We start from the raw sequence: 19750 nt of genomic DNA on the forward strand, positions 1-19750 counted from the left end.
ATCACCGCCGACGCCCGGAGACCGCGCAGACCAGCAGCCCCAGCCCGGCGGGCAGCAGCAACATCACCCACCACGGCCCGGCAGGTTCGGCACCGGTGCTCTCGCCGGGCAGCGGCTCATGACACCCCTCCGGACCCGGCGCCGGGGAGGAGGAGCCGCACCCCTCCGTCGCCTCCGGCACCGGACCGCTCTCGCCCTGGGGCGCGGTGGCGGTGGGACTGAACGCCTTGCCGGTGTGGGGGAGCGCGCCATCCAGCAGGGCCTCGGTCCCGGCCAGCAGCGCCCAGGCCAGAGCACCCCCGGCCAAGGCCAACAGCACCATGACGGCGACCGAGACCGCCACCCGGCCCCGATGCGTCGCGCGTGCGCGCTTGAGCGGATTCACGCCCGCCTCCCCGGGACCGGGGCGGTGGCTGGTCCCGGCTTGCGCAGATCGACACCCTGGCCGGGCAGATCACCAGGGGTGGTGAAGATCTGGTCCATGATGCGGGCCACAGCAGGCACGATGACCTTGACCTGACCCACCTGCATGGAGGGAAACCGCACCAGCATCTCCCCCTCCCGGCCCGCTTTCCCGACCGGGGACAGGCCGGTCGTCACCAGCCGCACCAGGTCCTCGTCCTCCGGGTTGAGGCCGAGGAACTCCAGACCGCGGCGAGCCCGGGCCGGATCGCTGGTGCGGCTCAGGGCCTTGTACGCCAACAGTCCGCTGACGTCGTGGAGATGCGCCTCATCGGGGGCGCCGAAGATCGCAGCCGCGTTGTGCTTGCGGCCGTCGTAGGTGATTTCGTGCGCCAGGGCCTGGCCTTCGGCGCTGCTGGTGAGCCAGTAGCACTCGTCCATGACGATCAGGCAGAACCTTGAGGGGTCGGTGAACGCGGTCCGCCGGGCGATCGCCGCGATCAGATACATCACGGCCCGGCCGATCAGCGCCTCCAGCGGCTGCTGCCGCAGGACTTCGGGCTGAGCGAGGGCTTCCATCGGCGGCAGCGTCAGCCCGGCCGTGGTGAGCACGACAAGGTCGTGCCCGGGATCGTCCAGGCGCAGCGGAGGCAGGTCGGGGTCGAAGACCATGCCGGCCAGGGGGCTGGTCACGACGATCTGCAGCAGATCGGTGAGCGTCTGAGCCGCATCGCGGCGTGCCGGGCCCGCCGTGTCGGAGTCGGCCATGGCCGCCAGCGCGGTCAGGACCGCGGCCATGGACGGGGCGGGGGCTGCGGCCGCCTCCTCGACGGCCCGGTGCAGCACGGCTCCCATCGTGGTCATCGGCCCGATACCCAGCTGCAGGGCCAGGTAACTCATCGCGTAATGGGCACCAGTGGGACCCTCGAAGATCCGCAGCGGGTCGATCGACACTCCCGCCGCGGCCGCGTCGATCACCTGGCAGGTGCCCGGAGCGGCGGCCTCGGCGAACGCCGCCCACTCACGCACCGGCGTGCGGTCAATCACGATCGCCCGGTCGCCGCGGTCGACCACCGAGATGGTCAGCAGCTTCTCCAGGACGGATTTACCGCTGCCCAGGTCTCCGATGACCCCCACCGAAGCGGACGCCTGCTGCTGTGGCGCGTCGGCGATGTCGACCAGCACGGGCCGCACGGTGCCGCAGTCCAGATCGATCCCGATCAGCGCGCCGCGCCGATCGCCCACTGCGGTGTCGGTGACCGCCCCGCTCATGGCCCAGTCCTCGGCGAGCTGGACCTGCCGGAACTCCCGTCGGATCTTCGGCGGCCAGGACGCACCCGGCAGCCCGAAGGTCAGCAGCCGCTCCTGCAGACCCACCGCCCGGACCGCCCGGTAGTCCGCGCCCCGCAGCAGCCCCGTCAGCGTGCGGGCCCGCGCATCACAGGTCTCGGCCTCCCGGCCCCAGACCGTCAGCACCGTGACCGGCTGGACCTCGACCTCCACACTGGACCGCGACAGCCGCGCATCCTCCTCGCCCAGATCCTTAGCCGCGCTCGGCAGCGAACCGGGTATGCCGCTCGGCTTGGCGTCCCACTGGTCGGCCTGGTCGACCAGCTCGTTCTTCTTCTTCCGCAACTGCTCCTTGGCCCGGTCCGCGCTGAGGATCTCCAGCTCGACCAGAAAATCCACCGGGAACGCGAGGCTCTCCAGCTGCGCGAACAGGTCCGCGACGTCCTCCGACACCGCCGGCGGCACTTCCGCCAGCACCAGGTGCGCCTGATACCCGGTGCCCGCCTCGGCCTCCACCTGCAACCAGTTCCGCCGCAGAGGAGACGGGACCGCGGCACGCCACCACGGCTTCCGGCCCGTAGCGGCTCGACGTCCCTCTCGACGTTCCTGCGGACCCGGCATCTCCTCCTCTCCGGTCTCCTGATGCACACCGGTTTCAAGAGCGCGGCCGCTTTCGGCCAGCCGGGCATGGCCCAGATCGGCGTAGGAAGGGGAATGCAGCACCCCGTCGCGCACCCGGCCGCCGTACTGGCCATCGGCCTCGGCATCGGACAGTAGCGGCTCATCCATCCCGCGGTGCACGGCGTGCTGCACCATCCACACGATCTCCGCCGGGGTAGCCGGCCGCAGGGGCAGCCCGCTGCCCAGCACCGCCGCCACCCGGTCCGCCTGCTCCCGGTAGGCGTCAACCGCCGCCCGGCGTACCGGGGTCGGCGGCAGACCGAAGGCAGCCTGCGTATCCGCCCAGACAGAGCCGACCACCGCCGACAACGAGGCCCGACCGCCTACGGACGCGGACAGGGGCACCACCAGCCACAGGGTCCGGGTGTGCATCTCCTGCTCTTCCAGCAGATCCAGACCCGCCTCGACCGTCTGCACCCAGGCCGGACACCGCTCCAGATCGACACCGTCGACCATCCGCTCGGCGACCTCGGCCGGATCGACCTGCGCGCACAGACCGAACAGCCGCGGCGCGCCCGACAGCGACCGCACCAGCGAGGTCACCCGGCCCAGCACTTCCTCCCTGACCTGATCCGGGACGTACCGGCCGCCGATCGCGGTGACGCGCCAGACCCCCCACACCCCGCCGTGTGTGGACCACAGAACGTGCCCGGCCAGGTGCCGGATGGGCACACGCATTACTGACCCCTCCCGTTGTCTGGTTCTTCCAGCAGCAGCTGCAGTGCGGTCCGCGGCGCCGGAGCGATCTGCTCTTGACCCCGCCGCCGTGCACGGCCCCCAGCTCGGCGCGCGGGCCGGTCCTTCCATTCCGCCGACGGCGGCGGCGAGCCGCCCGCCCGCCTCAGCACCGGACCGCGCAGCATCGACGGCGGGAGACCGGCAGCGGCGGGCTCGATGGTGAACGCCCCCAGCAGCACCGCGGGGCGGCGATCCCGCGCCGGGCGGCCGCCGATGCGCCCGGCAGGCGGCTGGAGCAGCACACTGATCACGCCGCCCAGAGCCGCCCACGGCGACCGGCCCCCGATCCGGGACCGCCGGGCCATCCAGACCGCCACGGCCCACCCGGCCACCGGCACCGGCCCCAGCCACGACCACCAGCTGAATGTCTTGATCAGCAGCAAGGCGCCGACGAAGGCCACCACCAACTGCGGGGGCGTATACGGGCCCAAAGGGATCTTCCAGTCACCGACCCGTCCCAGCACCCACGGATGCCGACGCGCCGCGGTGTACGTCCGGCTGACCCTCCGCTCCGAGGCGCTCATCGCGAACCCCCCACTGGAGGTACTTGGTCCACGACCCGCGTCACAGCGGGAGGAGAGGACTTCGCGGGGTTCTTGACCTCGTCTTCGAAGATCGCCGCCAGGCTGAACTTCGAGGCGTAGATCCCCAACGCGATCGCCATCGCCAGCAGGGCCCCGATCCCGGCCTTCAAACTCCCCCGGCGCACCAGCTCGATGATCACGATCCACGTCAGCGCCACCGGGAGCCCCTTGTCGGCCCAGCGGCCCAGCATGTCCAGCCACCCGGTGCCCGCCTCATCGAGCATCCCGGCAAGCAGCATGCTGCCGCTCACCGCACACCACCCGCTGTGCGCAACGGCCCGCCCGCGCCCAGTACAGCCGACCGGTCCACACCGGCTCCGCGGGCGCGGGTGTACCCCACCGGCCTTGGGCCGGTGTCCACCGACGCGATCTCCCAGCGACCGTCCCGTGCCGACATCCGCAGGCTGTAGACCAACGGCCAGGCGGCATCCGCATCGACCGCCCGCACCCGGACCTGGACCCGGGCCACCGTGCCGTTCTTCGGCACCGGCCCCTTCACCGCGGCGTCATCGGCCAAGACCTGCTCGACCTCCACCCGCTCGTACCGGGGCGCATCCAGCGGTAACAGCCGCATCCCCGGCGCCAGATACCGGTCCCTCTCACCCACTCCGGTCAGATAGGCCGTCAAGAACTCCGACGCCGTCGACGCCAGCTCGCTTCCCTCCGGCACCGGCACCCGATACGCAGACCCCGGGGCCCGCATCGCCTGTGGTCCGGCCAACCGGGCCGGGGCCGCCGCAACGACGAACGCTCCCGATCCGGAGCCGGACGCCACCAGCGGCACCGAGAAGTAGCGCACCTGCTCACCCGATTGCACAGCCATCGTCACCGACCAGGCCCCACCGGACAGCTGCGCACTGCGCACCGCGACCACCCGATCGACACTCAGCTGCGCACCCTCACGCGGCTCAGGCAGATCCACCCCCGGAGCCATCGCGCGCAGCCGGCGCTCATCGCCGCTCTCCTTGCTCCGGCTGTCGCTGCGCAGCCACAGCGCGACGAACAACTCGGCGTACCCGGACGGGTCGGCAGACCGCGCCTGGTGGGGTACCGGCGTCTTCTGGATCACCGGTGCCGTTTCGGACGAAGCCGTCATGATCACCAGCGCGGCCGGGCCGGCGGCTAGCGCCCCCCACATCGCAACCCGGCTCAGCCGGACCCACCGGCGGGCCCGCAACAGCCTCACCGGGACAGCCGCCTCCGACGACGGCACCCCGGCCTCTGAAGACGCCTCACGGCGTGGGAACACAGGCATGAGAACTCCAGGTCACAAGCAGATTGGTCGTATGCCTGGAGACAACCCGCCGCCCCTGACCGGTCCACTGGCCAGCCACCGTTGACCACCGTCACAACCGGGTCACATTGGCCTGGCCGCGCCGTGGTCAACCAACCGGTCAACCCTGACCACACCCCCGACGGCCTGCCTCGCACGCCGACCCGGCCTGCCCTCTGCCGCTCCCGTCGGGGCCCGGCCGCAGCCAGCCGTCGAGGGGCTCGCCTTCAGCCAGCAGTACCTGACCGGCCTGTCGTCGACGGCCGGTCAGCCACATGACGGATCCCTGCAGCTAGCCCTCGATCAGCGGGTGACCGGTGGTCTTCATCCCCCGGCCCCCGGCCCCGCCGGCCCCGAGGGATGGCGGGTTGCGCAGCCCGCTGCCGCTTCCGGCCCCGTCGTTCCTTACCGGCTGCGCAGCCGGTGCGCGGTCGCCGTTGCGCAGCCCAGATACGCAACCACGCGGCTGCGCAATCGCCGCGGGCCTGACCACAACGTCGACCACGGCCAACGTGACGCGAACGTGACTCCTGGCTACCGGATTTGGCCACCGATCCGGTCAGGGCGCCCGGGTCTGCTCATCGCCAAGCAGAACCCGTCCTCAAGGAGGAGCCCGATGCCGCTCTGGCCGCGCCGCTCACGTGTCCGTCACTACCGCACGTCCAAGGCGGCCGCCCCGGCCGCTGTCGACTGCACCACGCACGACACTCCGTCGACCTCCGTGCTGATCCACGAGCTTCTCGCCGTCGGCCAGCACACCCGAAAGATCGGCAGTTGGCTCGCGGCGCGCGAGACCCGCCCGGAGGAGTACCTGATGCTCGCCCGGGCCGTGGTCGCCGACCTCGCCTGCGGCTGGCAGCTCCAGAGCGGCGGTGAGGGCCGCGCCGAAGACCTGCTGACCGACGGCCGCATCCGCATGCAGCCGACCGAGGCCGACACCCCCGCAGCCCGCGGCCACATCGAATCCACCCGCATCCACGAGCGATACCCGTGACCCGCCGTGCTGCGGCCGCCACGGCACGGACCACAGCTCCGCTCACCGGCTCCGCCCGTGCGGAACACGGCGGCCAGAGGTGAGCGGAGTCGACGCCGCCGCCTACGTCATGCGGCTGCACCTGCCCACACCGGCGCACAAGCTCGTCCTCCTGGCGATCGCCACCCGGTGCGACCAGAACTACTCCGCCTTCCCCAGCCGCGCGCTGATCGCCGGGGAAGCGCTGGTGAGCGAAGAGCGCGCCCGGACCCTGCTGCGGGAGCTGCGGCGGGACGGCTATCTGTCCGCCCGGCAGCGCTACCGCGGCAACGGCAGCAAGACGAGCAACCGGTACTTCGTCCACGGGCCGTGGGACCAGTGGGGCGGCCTCGGCACACCCTTCGCCGAGATCAGCCATTACCAGGACCACGACGACCGGTACGCGGCCATCCGCGACGGCGAGTTCATCCCCCGGCCCACGCCGAAGGCAGGGGTTGCTGACGACCCCTGCCCCGACCAGGGCTCTTCCGTCGCAGGGGCAGGGGTTGTCAGCAACCCCTCTCAGGGGGCGCCGGCAACACCCTCCCTGGGTGTCACAGGCGCCCCCTCCATAACCGGTCATCAAAAACCCACCAGGCGGAACCATCTCCCGGACGTCCGCAGGACCAGTGCGGGTGGTAAGAGCGCTGTCTCCACCGCAGCGGGCTCCGCCTCGAGGACGGCCGGCACCACCCGGAAGGCCAAGACCATCACCACCGGGCCGCGCAAACGGCCCCCCGGCTGGGACCAGGTCGCGGCCGCAGTACCACAGGAAGTCCAGCCCACTCGCCCCGGCGGACGCCTCGCTCCGACCCTGGTGCGCGCCATCTGCACTGCCCTCACCGGAGTCCCCGGCCCCGAGTCCGGCACCTACCAGATCCCGCCCCGCACACCCGAACAGCTGATCGCCCGCATTAACCGCCGCTGGCACCAAGCCCGCGGACCCGCACGAGCAGCTGACGACTACACCGGCCCGGACCCCATCCGGCGCCCCGTCGGCTACGTCGCCGACCTCCTCACCGCCCACGAGTGCCCCGACCCCTCCTGCGAGGACGGGCTGATCCTCGGCACCGACCGGCCGTGCACCGCCTGCCAGGCGCGCTGTGCCGAACAGCGGCAGGCCGAGCAGGCCCGGGCCGCCGTCGAAGACCGCCTTACTCGTGACGCCGAGCTGGCCTCCGCACACGAAGAGCACGCTACGGCGGCCGCCCGCGAAGAGCACCGGGCCCGCGAGCGCCTGGCCGCCGCCGGCCACTGGGGCGAGCTCCTGGACCACGAGGTCGAGACGCACATGCGCCACTGGCGCCTCCACCGCCCCGACCCCAAGGACGCCCCCCATGCCCCCTGACACACCCCCGTCTGCCCAGCACACCAGCCCGGCCGCCTCACGGTTCGGCCGTACCGGCAGCGCAAGCGAGGCCCGCCTCCGCATGCGGACCGCTCACCAGTGGCCGTCCACGGCACTCATCCAGCCGCGCGGCCGGGCACCGCCGCGACGGCCCTCGACTCCAGCGCAGACAGACCACAGACCAACCCAAACGCGAATAGTCATCATGGAAGGTAAGAAGACCATGCATAAGATCCGTAAGACCGTCGTGGCGGCCTCGGCCGTGGCCATGATCGGCAGCACGGTCGCCATCGCGACCGCGCCGAGCGCGAGCGCCACCGACAGGGGCAACCGCTGCGGCAGCGCCTATCACTTCAAGAAGTCCTGGCCGATCAAGAACGTCTGGGGCAGTGACACTCGGCACCGGACCGTCGGGTACATCGACGTCTACTGGTCCAACTCCACCGGCAAGAACTGCGCCATCGCCCGGCCGAAGAACGGGATCTACAAGCCCAACCACATCAGCGTCAGGATCGTCAAGAGCGGCTCGGGCAACTGGGACCAGGACGGCTACGGCAACGAGAACTACAAGAAGTTCGCCGGGCCGGTCTATGCGAAGGCCCGCGGCGCCTGCGTCAACCTCGAGGGCGGCTTCGAGTACAACAACAGCTGGGACCGCGCGGAAGCCTGGGGCTCCTACGAGAAGAAGCACTGCTCGTAGCCCGCGAACGACCTGAGGAACGAGGGAGGGCTGTCGCCGATGAGGCGGCAGCCCTCCCACCGTTTTCCGGGGTGCGGTCTGGATCAGCGACGCTATTGCGCCCAAGGTCCGCGTCTCCAGGAGTGCCTTCAACGGCTGAGACGGAGGTTCCAGCCGGTCAGTCCGGGTTCGTCGTGCCGGTTCAGGGCTGGGGTGTAGGTCTCGGGTGCGGGTCGTCCGGCGTTTTCCCAGGCGGTGAGCCAGCCGTGCAGGGCGGCCAGGGACGGTGAGTCGGGGTGGTCGGCGCGGATGGTGCCGTCCTGCTGGATGACGGCGGCCGTGCGGGCGGTGGTGCGACCCAGGGCCCGCAGTTCGGGGCGGAGTCCGGCCTGGGTCAGCTGGGGATCGGCGAGGGAGGCGGCGTAGGTTCGCCAGGAGTGCCAGTCGATGTCGGGCCCGCCGTAGGGCTCGGTGTGTGCGTCCTTGAGCAGCTGGTTGAGTGCGGTGCGGGCGCCGGTGTGGAGGTAGTCGTCCTGGCCGCGCCAGGTGATGGAGATCCAGGAGGGGGCGGGGACGCGGTTTTCCCAGTCCACCCAGCGGCCGGGCAGATCGAGGTCGGTTTTCGGTGAGGTGGTGGTCTCGATGTATCCGCCGGTGGCCACGGCCTCCACGACCGGTTCGCCGCTGCGGACGCGGATGGCGGCGACCACGGTCGTATGGGGCACGGCCGCGATCGGGAGCGGGGTGACGATCAACCCGCCGTCGGTCACCTGCTCCACCCACGACCGGGGCAGCAGCGGCGGGGTGCACCAGGCCACCATCCGGTCGTACGGGGCATGTTCGGGGAAGCCGCCGACAGTAGCGTCGGCGGTGTGGCAGCGCACCGTGCGGGCGCCGCGTTCGTGGTGAATCACGTTTGCCCACTGCACGAGGTAGGCGCTGACGTCGAGGCTGGTCACCTGCCCAGTGGGTCCGACGAGCTGGGCGAGGAGGGCGCCGGAGTAGCCGGAGCCGGTGCCGACCTCGAGGACATTCATGCCCGGGTGGACGTCGAGGGTGGTCAGCTCGCGGTGGATCACGGCGGGGTTGGAGCGGTGCGGGGTAGCGCCGCGGCCTTCGTGGTGGGTGTAGTGGCGCTCGGGTACGAGCTCGGCGGCCTCTTCGACGGCGGCGGTCACTGCTCACTCCTTGCAAGGGGGCGGGGGCACTCGTATGCGGTAACTGCTCCGGGCGGGTGAAGGACACGCGCCCGGAGTGACCGGGGCACGGGGTCAGACCGTCAGCGCGGTGTGGCGGTGCCACCCGTCGGCGGTGTACTCGCCGACGGGCCCGTGGCCCGGGAGTTCGGCCCAGGCGTGGTACTCGACCGGCGGCGGGGCGAAGCGGGCTCCCAGACACCAGGTGAGGCGTCGGCCGAGCAGAGCGGCGGCGAGGACGGCGCCGAGCGAGGTCTCCATACAGGCGGCGCGGCCGGGCCACAGCCGGGCGGTGTGCCGCACGGCGCGGACGGTGTGACGGAAGGGCAGCCGCAGCAGCACCAGGGCGAGCGCCAGACCAGCGGCCGCGGCCGCGCGTTCGCGGCGAGTGCCGGTACGGACGGTGGAGTACGCCTCCATACTGGTCACCGCCCCCACCTCCACAGGCGCCAGCGCCGCCGCGAGGGCGCCACTCCGTACGTGGCCAGACCCTCGGCGATCAAGGTCTCAGCGACCGTGCGCACGTCGGCGGCGGCCTGGGCGGCGGGAATGCCGTACCGCTGGGCGTAGCCGGCCGCGGCCTGCTCCTCGCCGGAGCAGGTGCGCAGGAGCATCACCGCGGCGGTCGCGGTCGCGGTCAGGTACATCCAGCGGCCGCTGTGTTCGTCCAGGATCGCGCCACCCTCGTCAGCGAGAGCGGCATGGGCGCCATCACGCAGCTGCCACACCGGAGATCACCTCCTGCCACCACGGGGCAGGCGCGGCAGCCAGCTGGCGCAGCCAGACCTCGGCGGCGACGACCAGATGGAGAGCGCCGAGCGCGGTGGGCTGTCCGGCGGCGGCTCGGCTGAGCGTGGCGGTGATGGGCGCTTCGGTGACCAGGCCCAGGGCAGCCAGCCGTGAGGTGGGCCCCAGCAACTCCCGCAGGACCGGGGCGTGGTGGGCCAGACCCTGGTAATTGAGGGCGTTGAAGCCGCCCTTGGTGGTGCGGGCGAGGACGAAGCCGGGCACCACGCCGGTCGGCGCGAAAGCCGAGGCCAGCAGCGGTTTGTACCGGGAGGGTGTGCCGCGCTGGTCGGCGGGGACCGCGAGACAGGCCCGGATCACCTCGTTGTCCAGGTACGGGGCGGCCAGGTCGATGCCGTACTCGTCGAGCGCGAGGGCCCGCCACCCGCTGGTGTTCACGCCGAGCCGGGTCAGGTCCTGGCGTTCGGTCCAGTCGGTCAGCAGGACCGGTGCCTCGCCGAGGTGGTCTGCCGCATGGTCCAGGGCAATGGCGAGGCGGTGGCGCAGGTCGGGGGTCATCCAGTCCGCCGAAGCCAGCAGCGGAGTCCAGGCGATCGGCCGCTGTGCCTGGGGGATCCAGTCCCGGACCGGCGCCCGCAGGTCGGCGGCCGTCTGGCGCCAGGCCCCGGCCAGGTCAGTGCGGGCCGCCGGCCGCGCCCGGGACAGCACGGTGCGCGTGGAGGTGTTCCGCAGCCGGGCGCGGAGGTGCGCATGCTGCCAGGCCCGGCGACGCTGACCGGTGCGCAGCAGGTCCGCGAGGTAGGAGGAGGGGGCGGAGAGCACCGCGTCCCCGGCGGCTCCGGTGAAGTGCACCCCTGGGGCAGGGGTGTGCGCGGCGACGGTGTCCAGGACGGTGCGTTTGATGGTGGCGGTGATCGCGAACTGGTTGGGGGCGTCGGTGACCGGCAGGTGGCCGAGGTCGTCGAGTCCCGCGTAGTACATGGTCTCCGGGGCGCCGGGCACCGGGAGGTGGGTGAGGTTCGGCACCGCGGCGGCAGTGCGGGTGGCGAACGCGAGGTCGTCGTCGCGCAAACGGTGGTCGGCGAAGGTGACGGCGGTCACCGGTCCTCGCTGGGCGGCCAGGCAGGCCAGCGTGGTGGAGTCCAGCCCCGCGAGGTCCGTACTGACCGGCCGGCCATCGATGCGGGCGGCGACCGCCTCCGCCAGGGCGGCCCGCACCACGGGCGCGGCCTGCCGCAGGTCCACGGGCGGGAAGACGACCGGTTCGTACCGCTCGGTCCCGGCTGCGTCCGGACCGATGAGCAGCAGGTGCCCGCCCGGCACCCGCCGCACACCGCGGAACAGGCTCCGGGTGGCCAGGACGTCGGGCTGGGCGAGGGCCAGGTGGGCGGCGAGCGCGGTGGCGTCGACCGGCGCCCCGTCCAGCGCCGCCAGGGCGGAGGCCGCCGTCGACCACCAGGTCCCGGCCGCCTCGGTGCGGTAGTAGACCGGGTACTGCCCGGCGAGATCGCCGATCACCGCCAGGGTCGCTCCGCTGCGGGCGATCGTCAGATACGAGCCCGGCCAGCGGGTCAGCGCCCGCCATTCCTGCGCCCGTACGGTCGCCAGCGCGTCCTGCAACTGGTGGTCATCCGCGCCGCATTCGCCGACCACCGCCAGCGCCGCGGGGCCCGCGCCGGCGGCGCGCACCTTCGGGGCGGGCCAGCCGCAGGTCCATGTCGTCTGCAGGCCGGGCACCGCCCGGCCTGACGCGGGCTGCCGGTCATGCCCGGTGCCGCCGTACCATCCCGCACTCCACCTCATCGATGCCCTCTCCCTCATACCTGACCGTGTGCGACAAGGCGAAGGCGCCGACCCCGCCCGCACGCGTGCCCCAACACGAGAGCGGGAAGTGGACCGGCGCCTCCCGGGTGCCCGGGGCCGGGCGTGGTGTTTCATGGACCGCCCGGCCCCGGGCGGCGGCTCAGGAGTCCTTGTACTCGGACTCGTCGGAGCTGTCGAAGGTGTTCGGGCCCAGAGTCACCACGGTGACGCTGCCCGCGTCCAGCACGACGGGGGCCCGGTACACCGGGGGCGGGGGCGTCCTGTGATTCATGGTGGATATCCCTTCGCTCGCTGCCCGGCTTCCGTCGGCCGGGCTGTGACTATCAGTCAACGCGCAGACGCAGGGTGTGGGTAGCTGCCAGAATGTCTGCCACTTGTAGGCCAGTTGTGAACCACATCACGGCGGATGAGACCGGACATGACCATCGGGGAACGTATCCGCGCGGCGCGCAAGGCACGGCGCCCCTACTGCAGCCAGGACAGACTTGCTGATGAGCTGTCGGAGGCCCGCTGGGGGAAGAAGGGGTATCTGGGCCGGCAGTCGGTCTACCGGTGGGAGGCCGGGAAGAGGGTCCCCAGGGAGTGGCTGCCGTATCTCGAACAGGTCCTCGCTCTCGATCTCTCCGGGGCCTGCGGGGACAATGAGGGCCAGTTCGCCGATACCTTGACCTCGGTCATGCTCCTGGGAGGCACCGACGTGGATCGCCGTCAGTTCTTCTCAGCGTCCGCCGCCGTCGGCCTCGCCGCCCTCGACCTTCCCGACGCCGAAGCGGTCACCCGCCGGGCGAACCGGCCCGGCCCCGTCAGGGTCGGGATGGGCGAGGTCACCGCGATCCGCACCATGACCACCACCCTCGGGGACGCCGCATCCGAGCTCGGCGGAGGCCACGCCCGGCACCTGGCGGTGCGCTACCTGACCGTCGACGTCGATCGCTGGCTGAACGGCTCCTGGACCCAGAAGGTCGGCCGTGAGCTGTTCGCCGCCACCAGCGAGCTGGTGCACCTGATCGGATGGATGGCCCGGGACGAGGGCAACCAGGGACTGAGCCAGAAGTACCACCTGTTCAGCTACCGCCTCGCCGCCGAGGCCGGTGAGAACGAGCTCGCCGCCACTGCCCTGCGCGGCCTGGCCGAGCAGGCCATCGAACTCGGCCACATCCCCACCGCCGTACGGCTCGCCGAGGCATGCGAACAACGCGGCCGGAAGCTCGACAACCCCAAGGCACTGGCCTATTACCGCAACACCTTCGCCCGCGCGTCCGCCGCCGACGACGACCACACCACCGCCGCAACGATGCTCACCGCCGCACAGACCGCGATCGAGCACGCCCCAGCCAGACCCGGACAGTCCTGGGCCAGCCACTACAGCCACGGCCGGTGGGCCCATGACTCCGGCATGATCCACGCCAAGCTGGGCGATCTCACCGCAGCCGAGGAACACCTCCACCTCGCCCTCGACATCCACGGCCTGGACCGCAAACGGACCCGCGCGATCGTCCTCGCCGACCTCGGCCACGTCCAGCTCAAACGCGGCAACACCGCCCAGGCCCTGACCACGTGGAACGAATTCCTCGACTGCGCGGAGGGAGTGCACTCCGTCCGCATCACCGACGGCTTGACCAACATCTCCGCCCGCCTGCCCCGCCTCCCCGACGTCCCGGCCGCCGAGGAGCTCAGGGAGCGCATCGCCGCCCGCGCGTAAAGACGGAAGGTCTCCACTCATGAGCGATGGCCGGTCCGCAACGGCATATGCCGTTGCGGGGAGGGATTGGTGGTCCCGCCATGCCGGCCATCGTGCGGTCGCCCGGCCCGCCTGGGCATCAACAACCCTGACCGGGTGCCGCAGCTTACGGTAGCCGAACCGTTCACCGATTCGGCTTCGCCATTCATCTGGGGCTGCGTGCTGCCTTCTGGTCCAGGACACGGCGCCGTGTCCATGCGCGTGATTTCCGGCCCCGGCTGCCGGGCACCTGGCCGTCGCTCTCCTTCAGCAGGGGGAGGTTCCCCTGGGAGAGGGAGCTGGAGAAGGTATTCACGCTCTTGAACCCGAGAAGTGCTGCGGCCTGGGGCGCCGCCAGCAGCTCATCGGGGTCACCATCGGAGGAGACCTTCGGCAAGGCGGGCGGCGTCCGGGTGTTCCCCTCCCGGCGTCCCCTTCCCGGACGCTCCTTCCTCCAGGCGGTGATGGTCCGCCGGTACCACTGCATCCTGGTCCACGGACGCTCCTCCGAGCCGAGATGCTCCACCACGTCGGGCTCAGCGAAGTAGCCGGGATGGTCCCGCATGTAAGTGGTGATCTGGTTCGGATTCTTGTAGCCGAGTTCCTTGGCGACCTGGGAGGCGTTGAGGAGTTCATCGGGGTCACCGGCGTCTGCAGGCAGATTCGCCAGCCTGTTCAAGGCATCCCGATCGGCGAAATACTTGGCGACTTCGCCGTAGTCCCATTCCTGTTTGCGGCCGTTCTTGCGGCGTGCCGCCGGGAAGCCTGTCTTCTCGCGGTCTGCGTGGAGGGCATTGACACGGCCAGGACTCAGATCGAACTCGTCACCGATCTGCACGGCGTCGACCAGCCGGCGTGCTTCGGTGTTCGACGGCATGGCGGCCCAATCAGTAGCAGACGGTGAGCGCTGTCGCGCTCCGTTACTGCTCATAATGGCAGAAGGGCCCTCGTGGGATCCAGCCCGGCGAGAGAGATTTTTGGCGCCAGCTCCACGAGCGACCTCAGCCGCAGACGGAGTCGCAGCACGGCCGGCGGACTCACCGGACACGGGAGGGCGGCCGCGACCGTGCCACCGTCCGTTCCAGCCGGGCGATCACTCTTCCGGGATCACGCTGACTCCGCGGCGCGCCGCGTGCTCTGCGATGAAGCCGAAGGCCATAGCTGGCGGGGTGGAATCCCAGCGGTGGAAGGCCAGCATCGAGATGACCTCATCCCGCGTGCTGCCTGCTGGCCAAGGAGCCCCCAGGCGCTGGAATCGCTCGGCGATCTCCTGCTCGGCGAGGTCCGAGCACTCGCGGGTGGCTTCGGCCTGCATTTCCTCAAGCCCACGGTGGTAGAGCTCGCGTCCCTCACGCAGGATTCTCTTCAGCTCCTGTACGTCGCTGGTGGCGCCTGCCAACACCGCCAGGTCCATCAGGTGCTCAGTCGCGAAGCCCATTGGTCTTCCCCTCCTTTCGATTCGATTGTGTGTGGTCAGGGGTGGGCGGGGCAGCTGGTACACGGCAGTGCGTCGGCGCGACGGGCCAGCTTGACGGGCTTGCGCGGAGGCTGGGCGAGCGCGGCCTGAACCTGTTGCTCGAGCATGGCGAAGGCGTGGGTGTCGTCATCGCAGACAACGCCCGGGTCGGGAGCGTCAGAAGCCTGCGCCAGATGGATCAGGTCATGGATCCGCCAGTCGCTTCCAGCGCTGGAAGCCACTCATCGACGACCCTGGCACCGTTGGCCAGTACGTTCCGGTATGGGCTGAGCGTGCTGCGCCTGCGGCTCTCGTCCCGCCGCATGCCCTGGACCTTCAAGATCCGAACCGGGCGTCCCAGCTCCTTCTTCCGCCGGGTGACGAACGGCGTCCAGGATGCCGAGACCACGATTTCCTTGGCGCTCTTGGTGCAGTACTTGCTGCCGGGCCGTGGGAACCGGCCGTAGGCGGCGATCTCGGTGAGCAGCGAGTGGGGCATCCGGGTCCCGTCGGGGCCGGTGATGGTGCGGGTGACCTCGGTGTGCTGCTCGGGAGGCAGGCCGAATGCGGTGCTCTGCTGGGCGGCGAGTTCGGACACCCCGGGCCAGTGGACGCCGTGATAGGTGATGCCCGGCCAGTCCAAGAGGCCGAGCGATGCGTGGTAGCTGTGGACCCGTTCGACGACGCCGGTTGCCCGGGCCGTTTCCATGAACAACCACATCATCAGGGCGCTGTCTTTCCCGCCGGACAGCTGGGGGCCAGCAGGTCGTAGTCAGTGAGGTCCGGTATCGGCGCGCGGGTGACGGTTTCAGCGGGAGCGCGGTGTGCAGGGGGCATGATCTTTCTCTTGGCTGAGGGCAGGGAGGCGCTGGCTCGGCCGCGGGTTGGCCGGGCCCGATGCCGGGTCATCGCTTACGCGGTCGTCGTCGGGAATCAGGGTGCGAAGGGGCTACGGACAGCGGCGGGGTTGGCTCGTCCCGATGAGGGCTGCCTTCACGGCGCATGGCGGATACGGCGTTCCGCACGTCTGGCTCCGAGCGGGCGGCCAGGTACAGCACGGGGCACCTGCATTCCACTCACACCTGGCTGGTGAAGGCCGGTCGGCCGAGGCCGCGATGGGCGGCCCATTCGCGTTCGAACCGCTCCTGCTGCTTGTCCTTGACGAAGAAGGGAGCCGCCACCAGGAAGTGCTCCACGGTGGGGAAGCCCTGTCCGCGCTTCTTCAGCCATGCGCGAGCCGAGCCGTACTCCGGGTCGATCTCCACCGGCACGTCGTGCTTGTCCGAGACCTTGATCAGATGCCGCCCCGTCTGTGAGGGGGTTCCGAAGGTCAGGCGCGCGACGGACCGGAGCGCCGGAGCTCGCACGGTGGGGTCCGCCTTGGAGACGGGCAAGATCCGTCGGACCTCGTAGATGGCCCAGGGGCAGTCCAGTTCGCGCTGGAAGGCATCCAGGACTTCTCGGGAGGCGGGGTCGGCGGGTGAGAAGTGCTCCAGCAGGCTGCGCTTGCCGAACAGACGGCCGTTGGGGTTGAGCGCCATGGAGGTGTATTCCAGGCGCAGCACACGCCCGGCGATCTCGGGGTGGGCCCGCATCCGGTCCAGGTGCGCGGGGAGCGACCCCATGGACACGGGGAAGCAGCAGAAGGTGCAGTAGCTCTTCTTCCACCAGATCCCGAACCGGTCGAACAGGTAGTTCTCGCAGTCCTTGAGACCCCAGCCCCATTCGATGAGCGGGAAGACGGCCGTGCGCAGCGGGTTCTTGCTCATGACGGCGTCGGCTTTGGCCCGGCCGGGTTCGTCGGCGTTGAAGCCGATGATCTGCCGGAAGGGGCCGCCGCCGGTGGCTGCCGGGATCCACCGGTCCCCGACCTCCGCCTTGGCGTGGAGACTGCACAGCCGGGTGCCGGCCTGCTGGGGCACGGTGCCGTTGGACTCCATCTCCTCCCACAGCGTCCAGCTGCCGCGGGTGACCAGTCTGGCCGGGCACCGAGAGTCATCGAGCACTTCGATCCCCGCGGCCATGGTCTGGCCCGCTCGCGCGAGCTGGACCAGGCGCAGCCTGTGGCGGCGGAAGAGCGGCAGCATGAACCGCTCCGCGTCCGCGATGGTGTCCGGCCACTCGTCGCCCGTCGCCATGTGGATGACCGCGGTGCGCTCCAGGTCGATGCCGTGTGCTGCGGGATCGTCGAGGAGCCGGGCGATGATGCTGCTCGAGTCACGCCCGAGCCCCCAGTTGATGACGACGTCGACGTCGCCTCGGCCGAGGCCCGGCAGCGGCTCGGGAAGCCAGGCGGGAGTACTGGGCACGGCGAATCTCCTTAGATGGTGTGGGACGTGCTGGAGCAGCCGTCGCCGGTTCGGCCGCGAGGGCTGCCGGGGCCGAGCACGGGCGTCCGGGCCGCGCGTAAGGGGGCCGCTGAGGCCACCGCCTGGGCTCGTTGGACCCGGCGAGGAGTGGAGTCGTAGAGCACGGTGTCTTTGACGGCGGCGCGCGTCTCGGCAAGGGGGTGCCCTTCGCCCCACAGGTGGTGTGGGGCATGGCGAGCCGGGGGCGCGGCGCGATCAGGTGATGCGGAAGGCGCCGGGGTCGGACGTGGCGCGGGCGGCCATCTGAGTGAAGCCCTGCCAGCTCCGCGCTCGCTGCTGGTGCCACCAGTTCGGCGCGGCCCCGTGCACGGTGGCAGTCTCGGCGGTCGCCGGTCCGACGGTTCCCGCGTCCTGGTGCGCCGGTGTCGGTGCTGCGGCGCCAACTCCCTGGGGGCGGGCGGCGAGTGGGCTGGGAAGGCTCACTTCGGTGTAGACGATGCGGTCACGGAGACTGATGCCGATGTCGTCGACGCTGATGTGTAGTACGCGCCCCTCGGCATCGGTGATCCGGCCGAAGACCAGCACGTCCATCCCGTTCACCACGGATTCGGCGACGTGCTCGGCGACCTTGCGCCACACCGTGCACACGTAACGCAGGGCCTTCCCATCGGTCCAGGCTCCGCCCCGGGCGTCCCACACCCGGGGAACGGACTTCATACGGAACCGGGCGACAGCGATGCCGCTGTCGGTGAAGCGGATTTCGGGGTTGCCGATCACTGTGCCGGAGACCGGCACGGCGGGCTCACCAGGCATGAGAACCTCCTCCCTAGTGAAATCATAATAGTGGAAGCTCTGGGATTGTGAACCCCCGCCTGACCAGGCCTATGACCCTTCCGGGTCCTCCCGTTTGACCCGGTTCTCCTCCCTGATGCGCCGCAGACGGTTGATAGTGACCGGGTCGTGTGCCAGCGCGCGGACATCGTCGAGCAGGCCGTTGAGAAGCTGGAAGTACCGGGTGGGAGTCAGCCCCAGATGCTCCCGGATGGCGCGGTCTCGCGCCCCCGGTGTGCGGAAGCCCCGTGCGGCCATACGGATGATCGCCTGGTCGTGGTCGCTCAGCGGATTTCCGGCCCGGCCCAGTCGCGCGTCCTTGTCGGGTTTGATGAGCCCTGCTGCGCAGCAGATGACACCATCGGCTGGCGGCGCGCAGACGTCTGTGTCCCCCTGCCGGGCTGCGGGAGCGATGAGCAAGGGTGCGGCAGCAGGATGAGGGTCACAGACCCCCCAGGGGGTGACGGAGAGGACGACGACCGGTCCGGGTTGGTCAGCCAGCAACTCGCAGACCCCGCACGTGCAGTGGCGGTCATACGGCATCGGTTCGGCCTCGTAGGGAGCGTTGAAGTAATCGGGCTGCAGTCCGTCGAAGGAAGCGAGGACCAGGTCGCCGGTTGCGACGTGATCGGCTCGCACGATGCAGATCCGCCGGGCGTCGGCCTCGACCCGGACGCGGTCCTCGTTCGCAACCCGGCGCGTGACGATCAGCGGTGGAAACACGACGTGCTGGGTGGTCATGGCGTGCCTTTCGCATGGTTGTGGTCGGTGAGCCTGTGCGTAGAGGACGGGAGGCGCTGCCGAGTCGTGGTCACTCTGCTGCAGGAGGGCACTGCCGCTCGTGCGCGGCGGGCGCAGCGTGCCCGGTGGCTGCGGACAGGTTCAGCAGTGAGGCGGCGGAGCGCGTGGTCGCGATGAGATCCGCCTGCCCGACGAGGCGATCGCGGTGAGACCGGATCTTGCGGCGCTGGGCCTCGGCCTGCTGGTGGGCGTCGGGGGTGACCAGCACGTCGGCACACGCGATCACGACGTTCGGCCCCAGGTCCCAGATGGCGGCGTTGACCGCGCAGCAGGCGGCGGCGAGAGGGTCGATCTCGACCATTGACCAGCCGTAGTCATGCGGATTCAGGCCCCTGCGGCGGAGGTGCTGGGCGGTGGCGCGGAAGATCCCGCCGGTGCTGGCCGCTACCTCGTAGAACCATCGTCCAGGCTCCGGAGCGTCTACCTCTCGTACGGTGAACTGGCTGAACAGCGCAGCAACGTCGGGCGGCGTGTGGTGTTCACCCATGGCCTTGCGCGCGCCATGAGAACGCAGTTCTTCCAGCGCGCGGCCGAGCAGGTCAGCTCGTGCCCGGCCCCAGGGATCCGGGGCACCTGTCAGCTCCAGCTGCCCGGCACGAACGGCGGCCTGAGCGGTGGCATGGATGGCTTCGACGGTTTCCGCCGGTGGCGTGCTGCTTGTGAGCCAGGCGTGGAGCGGTTGAGCCCACACAACGAGTTCGGGGTGCACGATCCATTGCAGTGACCACACCCGTTCCAGGAGGGCCAGCAGTTCCTGGGGCGCGAGAGTCAGCAGACGGGCGCTGACGTCCGGTCCCTCCGGTGGCTGTGTCACCTGGGCGAGAGTGGCCACCACTCCAAGAGGGATCTCGATGGAGAC

Annotated in this window: 21 protein-coding genes; 4 read left to right on the forward strand and 17 right to left on the reverse strand. The window is 70.7% G+C overall.

Going from position 1 to position 19750, the window contains the following annotated elements:
- Position 1 precedes the first annotated feature (1 nt).
- Genes JK364_RS49465 through JK364_RS49485 form a run of 5 tightly spaced genes read right to left on the reverse strand, consistent with a single transcriptional unit; the run spans position 2 to position 4791 of the window.
- Entirely contained in the window at positions 2–385 is a 384-nt protein-coding gene (locus JK364_RS49465; RefSeq protein WP_201858034.1) for a hypothetical protein, read from the reverse strand.
- The gene (locus tag JK364_RS49470; RefSeq protein ID WP_201858035.1) at positions 382–3051 is read right to left on the reverse strand and encodes an ATP-binding protein; all 2670 of its coding nucleotides are present in this window, start codon (positions 3049–3051) and stop codon (positions 382–384) included. The genes JK364_RS49465 and JK364_RS49470 overlap by 4 nt, the downstream gene beginning before the upstream one ends.
- The gene (locus tag JK364_RS49475; RefSeq protein ID WP_201858036.1) at positions 3051–3635 is read right to left on the reverse strand and encodes a hypothetical protein; all 585 of its coding nucleotides are present in this window, start codon (positions 3633–3635) and stop codon (positions 3051–3053) included. The genes JK364_RS49470 and JK364_RS49475 overlap by 1 nt, the downstream gene beginning before the upstream one ends.
- Positions 3632–3946: a hypothetical protein gene (locus JK364_RS49480; RefSeq protein WP_307841651.1), complete on the reverse strand. Its 315-nt coding sequence runs from the start codon at positions 3944–3946 to the stop codon at positions 3632–3634. The genes JK364_RS49475 and JK364_RS49480 overlap by 4 nt, the downstream gene beginning before the upstream one ends.
- Entirely contained in the window at positions 3943–4791 is an 849-nt protein-coding gene (locus tag JK364_RS49485; protein WP_230993747.1) for a conjugal transfer protein, read from the reverse strand. Before JK364_RS49485 ends, JK364_RS49480 begins: the two co-directional genes overlap by 4 nt.
- Before the next feature lie 793 nt (positions 4792–5584).
- Between JK364_RS49485 and JK364_RS49490 the strand changes: the two genes are divergently transcribed.
- From JK364_RS49490 to JK364_RS49500, 3 genes are all read left to right on the forward strand, one after another.
- Positions 5585–5962: a hypothetical protein gene (locus tag JK364_RS49490; RefSeq protein ID WP_201858038.1), complete on the forward strand. Its 378-nt coding sequence runs from the start codon at positions 5585–5587 to the stop codon at positions 5960–5962.
- 79 nt (positions 5963–6041) lie between these two features.
- Positions 6042–7328 carry a helix-turn-helix domain-containing protein gene (locus JK364_RS49495; protein ID WP_201858039.1) on the forward strand — a complete coding sequence of 429 codons (1287 nt, stop codon included), beginning with the start codon at positions 6042–6044 and terminating at the stop codon, positions 7326–7328.
- A 223-nt stretch (positions 7329–7551) separates the two neighbouring features.
- On the forward strand, positions 7552–8028 hold the full coding sequence (locus JK364_RS49500; protein ID WP_201858040.1) for a hypothetical protein: 477 nt from the start codon (positions 7552–7554) through the stop codon (positions 8026–8028).
- Positions 8029–8156: 128 nt separating this feature from the next.
- On the opposite strand, the gene JK364_RS49505 is transcribed toward JK364_RS49500, so the two are convergent.
- The 5 genes from JK364_RS49505 to JK364_RS57370 form a co-directional block, all read right to left on the reverse strand.
- Entirely contained in the window at positions 8157–9185 is a 1029-nt protein-coding gene (locus JK364_RS49505) for a protein-L-isoaspartate O-methyltransferase family protein (RefSeq protein WP_201858041.1), read from the reverse strand.
- 93 nt (positions 9186–9278) lie between these two features.
- Positions 9279–9623, reverse strand: coding sequence for a lasso peptide biosynthesis B2 protein (locus JK364_RS49510; protein WP_201858069.1), 345 nt, complete (start codon positions 9621–9623; stop codon positions 9279–9281).
- A gap of 5 nt (positions 9624–9628) precedes the next feature.
- Positions 9629–9931, reverse strand: coding sequence for a PqqD family protein (locus JK364_RS49515; RefSeq protein WP_201858042.1), 303 nt, complete (start codon positions 9929–9931; stop codon positions 9629–9631).
- A complete protein-coding gene (locus JK364_RS49520; protein WP_201858043.1) occupies positions 9915–11753 on the reverse strand; it encodes an albusnodin/ikarugamycin family macrolactam cyclase in 1839 nt (612 codons plus the stop codon). The genes JK364_RS49515 and JK364_RS49520 overlap by 17 nt, the downstream gene beginning before the upstream one ends.
- A 160-nt stretch (positions 11754–11913) precedes the next feature.
- Positions 11914–12045 carry a hypothetical protein gene (locus JK364_RS57370; protein WP_269146434.1) on the reverse strand — a complete coding sequence of 44 codons (132 nt, stop codon included), beginning with the start codon at positions 12043–12045 and terminating at the stop codon, positions 11914–11916.
- 147 nt (positions 12046–12192) lie between these two features.
- On the opposite strand from JK364_RS57370, the gene JK364_RS49525 reads away from it, so the two are divergent.
- The gene (locus tag JK364_RS49525; protein ID WP_307841652.1) at positions 12193–13476 is read left to right on the forward strand and encodes an NsdA family TPR-like regulatory protein; all 1284 of its coding nucleotides are present in this window, start codon (positions 12193–12195) and stop codon (positions 13474–13476) included.
- A gap of 184 nt (positions 13477–13660) precedes the next feature.
- Here JK364_RS49525 and JK364_RS49530 read toward each other — a convergent pair whose 3' ends face one another.
- From JK364_RS49530 to JK364_RS57375, 7 genes are all read right to left on the reverse strand, one after another.
- Entirely contained in the window at positions 13661–14371 is a 711-nt protein-coding gene (locus JK364_RS49530; RefSeq protein ID WP_201858044.1) for a hypothetical protein, read from the reverse strand.
- Positions 14372–14587: 216 nt separating this feature from the next.
- The gene (locus JK364_RS49535; protein ID WP_201858045.1) at positions 14588–14932 is read right to left on the reverse strand and encodes a hypothetical protein; all 345 of its coding nucleotides are present in this window, start codon (positions 14930–14932) and stop codon (positions 14588–14590) included.
- A gap of 217 nt (positions 14933–15149) precedes the next feature.
- On the reverse strand, positions 15150–15659 hold the full coding sequence (locus JK364_RS49540; RefSeq protein WP_230993748.1) for a hypothetical protein: 510 nt from the start codon (positions 15657–15659) through the stop codon (positions 15150–15152).
- Positions 15660–16026: 367 nt separating this feature from the next.
- Positions 16027–17259, reverse strand: a complete 1233-nt coding sequence (locus JK364_RS49545; RefSeq protein ID WP_201858046.1) for a hypothetical protein — start codon at positions 17257–17259, stop codon at positions 16027–16029.
- Positions 17260–17514: 255 nt separating this feature from the next.
- Positions 17515–18072, reverse strand: coding sequence for a single-stranded DNA-binding protein (locus JK364_RS49550; RefSeq protein WP_201858047.1), 558 nt, complete (start codon positions 18070–18072; stop codon positions 17515–17517).
- Between the two features lie 69 nt (positions 18073–18141).
- On the reverse strand, positions 18142–18831 hold the full coding sequence (locus JK364_RS57860; RefSeq protein WP_307841653.1) for a DUF3263 domain-containing protein: 690 nt from the start codon (positions 18829–18831) through the stop codon (positions 18142–18144).
- A gap of 70 nt (positions 18832–18901) precedes the next feature.
- Positions 18902–19723: an N-6 DNA methylase gene (locus JK364_RS57375; protein WP_201858048.1), complete on the reverse strand. Its 822-nt coding sequence runs from the start codon at positions 19721–19723 to the stop codon at positions 18902–18904.
- Positions 19724–19750: the final 27 nt, after the last annotated feature.

Origin of the sequence: Streptomyces endocoffeicus (assembly GCF_016741935.1) — a bacterium.
Lineage (GTDB): Bacteria > Actinomycetota > Actinomycetes > Streptomycetales > Streptomycetaceae > Streptomyces > Streptomyces endocoffeicus.

Bases quoted from the DNA above. Each gene is read 5' to 3' on its own strand.
- JK364_RS49530 (WP_201858044.1), bottom strand. From the start codon at position 14,371: ATGCCGTCGAACACCGAAGCACGCCGGCTGGTCGACGCCGTGCAGATC.
- JK364_RS57370 (WP_269146434.1), bottom strand. From the start codon at position 12,045: ATGAATCACAGGACGCCCCCGCCCCCGGTGTACCGGGCCCCCGTCGTG.
- JK364_RS49520 (WP_201858043.1), bottom strand. From the start codon at position 11,753: ATGAGGTGGAGTGCGGGATGGTACGGCGGCACCGGGCATGACCGGCAG.
- JK364_RS49550 (WP_201858047.1), bottom strand. From the start codon at position 18,072: ATGCCTGGTGAGCCCGCCGTGCCGGTCTCCGGCACAGTGATCGGCAAC.
- JK364_RS49500 (WP_201858040.1), top strand. From the start codon at position 7,552: ATGCATAAGATCCGTAAGACCGTCGTGGCGGCCTCGGCCGTGGCCATG.
- JK364_RS49470 (WP_201858035.1), bottom strand. From the start codon at position 3,051: ATGCGTGTGCCCATCCGGCACCTGGCCGGGCACGTTCTGTGGTCCACA.
- JK364_RS49535 (WP_201858045.1), bottom strand. From the start codon at position 14,932: ATGGGCTTCGCGACTGAGCACCTGATGGACCTGGCGGTGTTGGCAGGC.
- JK364_RS49540 (WP_230993748.1), bottom strand. From the start codon at position 15,659: ATGGAAACGGCCCGGGCAACCGGCGTCGTCGAACGGGTCCACAGCTAC.
- JK364_RS57860 (WP_307841653.1), bottom strand. From the start codon at position 18,831: ATGACCACCCAGCACGTCGTGTTTCCACCGCTGATCGTCACGCGCCGG.
- JK364_RS49510 (WP_201858069.1), bottom strand. From the start codon at position 9,623: ATGGAGGCGTACTCCACCGTCCGTACCGGCACTCGCCGCGAACGCGCG.
- JK364_RS49475 (WP_201858036.1), bottom strand. From the start codon at position 3,635: ATGAGCGCCTCGGAGCGGAGGGTCAGCCGGACGTACACCGCGGCGCGT.
- JK364_RS49485 (WP_230993747.1), bottom strand. From the start codon at position 4,791: ATGACGGCTTCGTCCGAAACGGCACCGGTGATCCAGAAGACGCCGGTA.
- JK364_RS49525 (WP_307841652.1), top strand. From the start codon at position 12,193: ATGACCATCGGGGAACGTATCCGCGCGGCGCGCAAGGCACGGCGCCCC.
- JK364_RS49490 (WP_201858038.1), top strand. From the start codon at position 5,585: ATGCCGCTCTGGCCGCGCCGCTCACGTGTCCGTCACTACCGCACGTCC.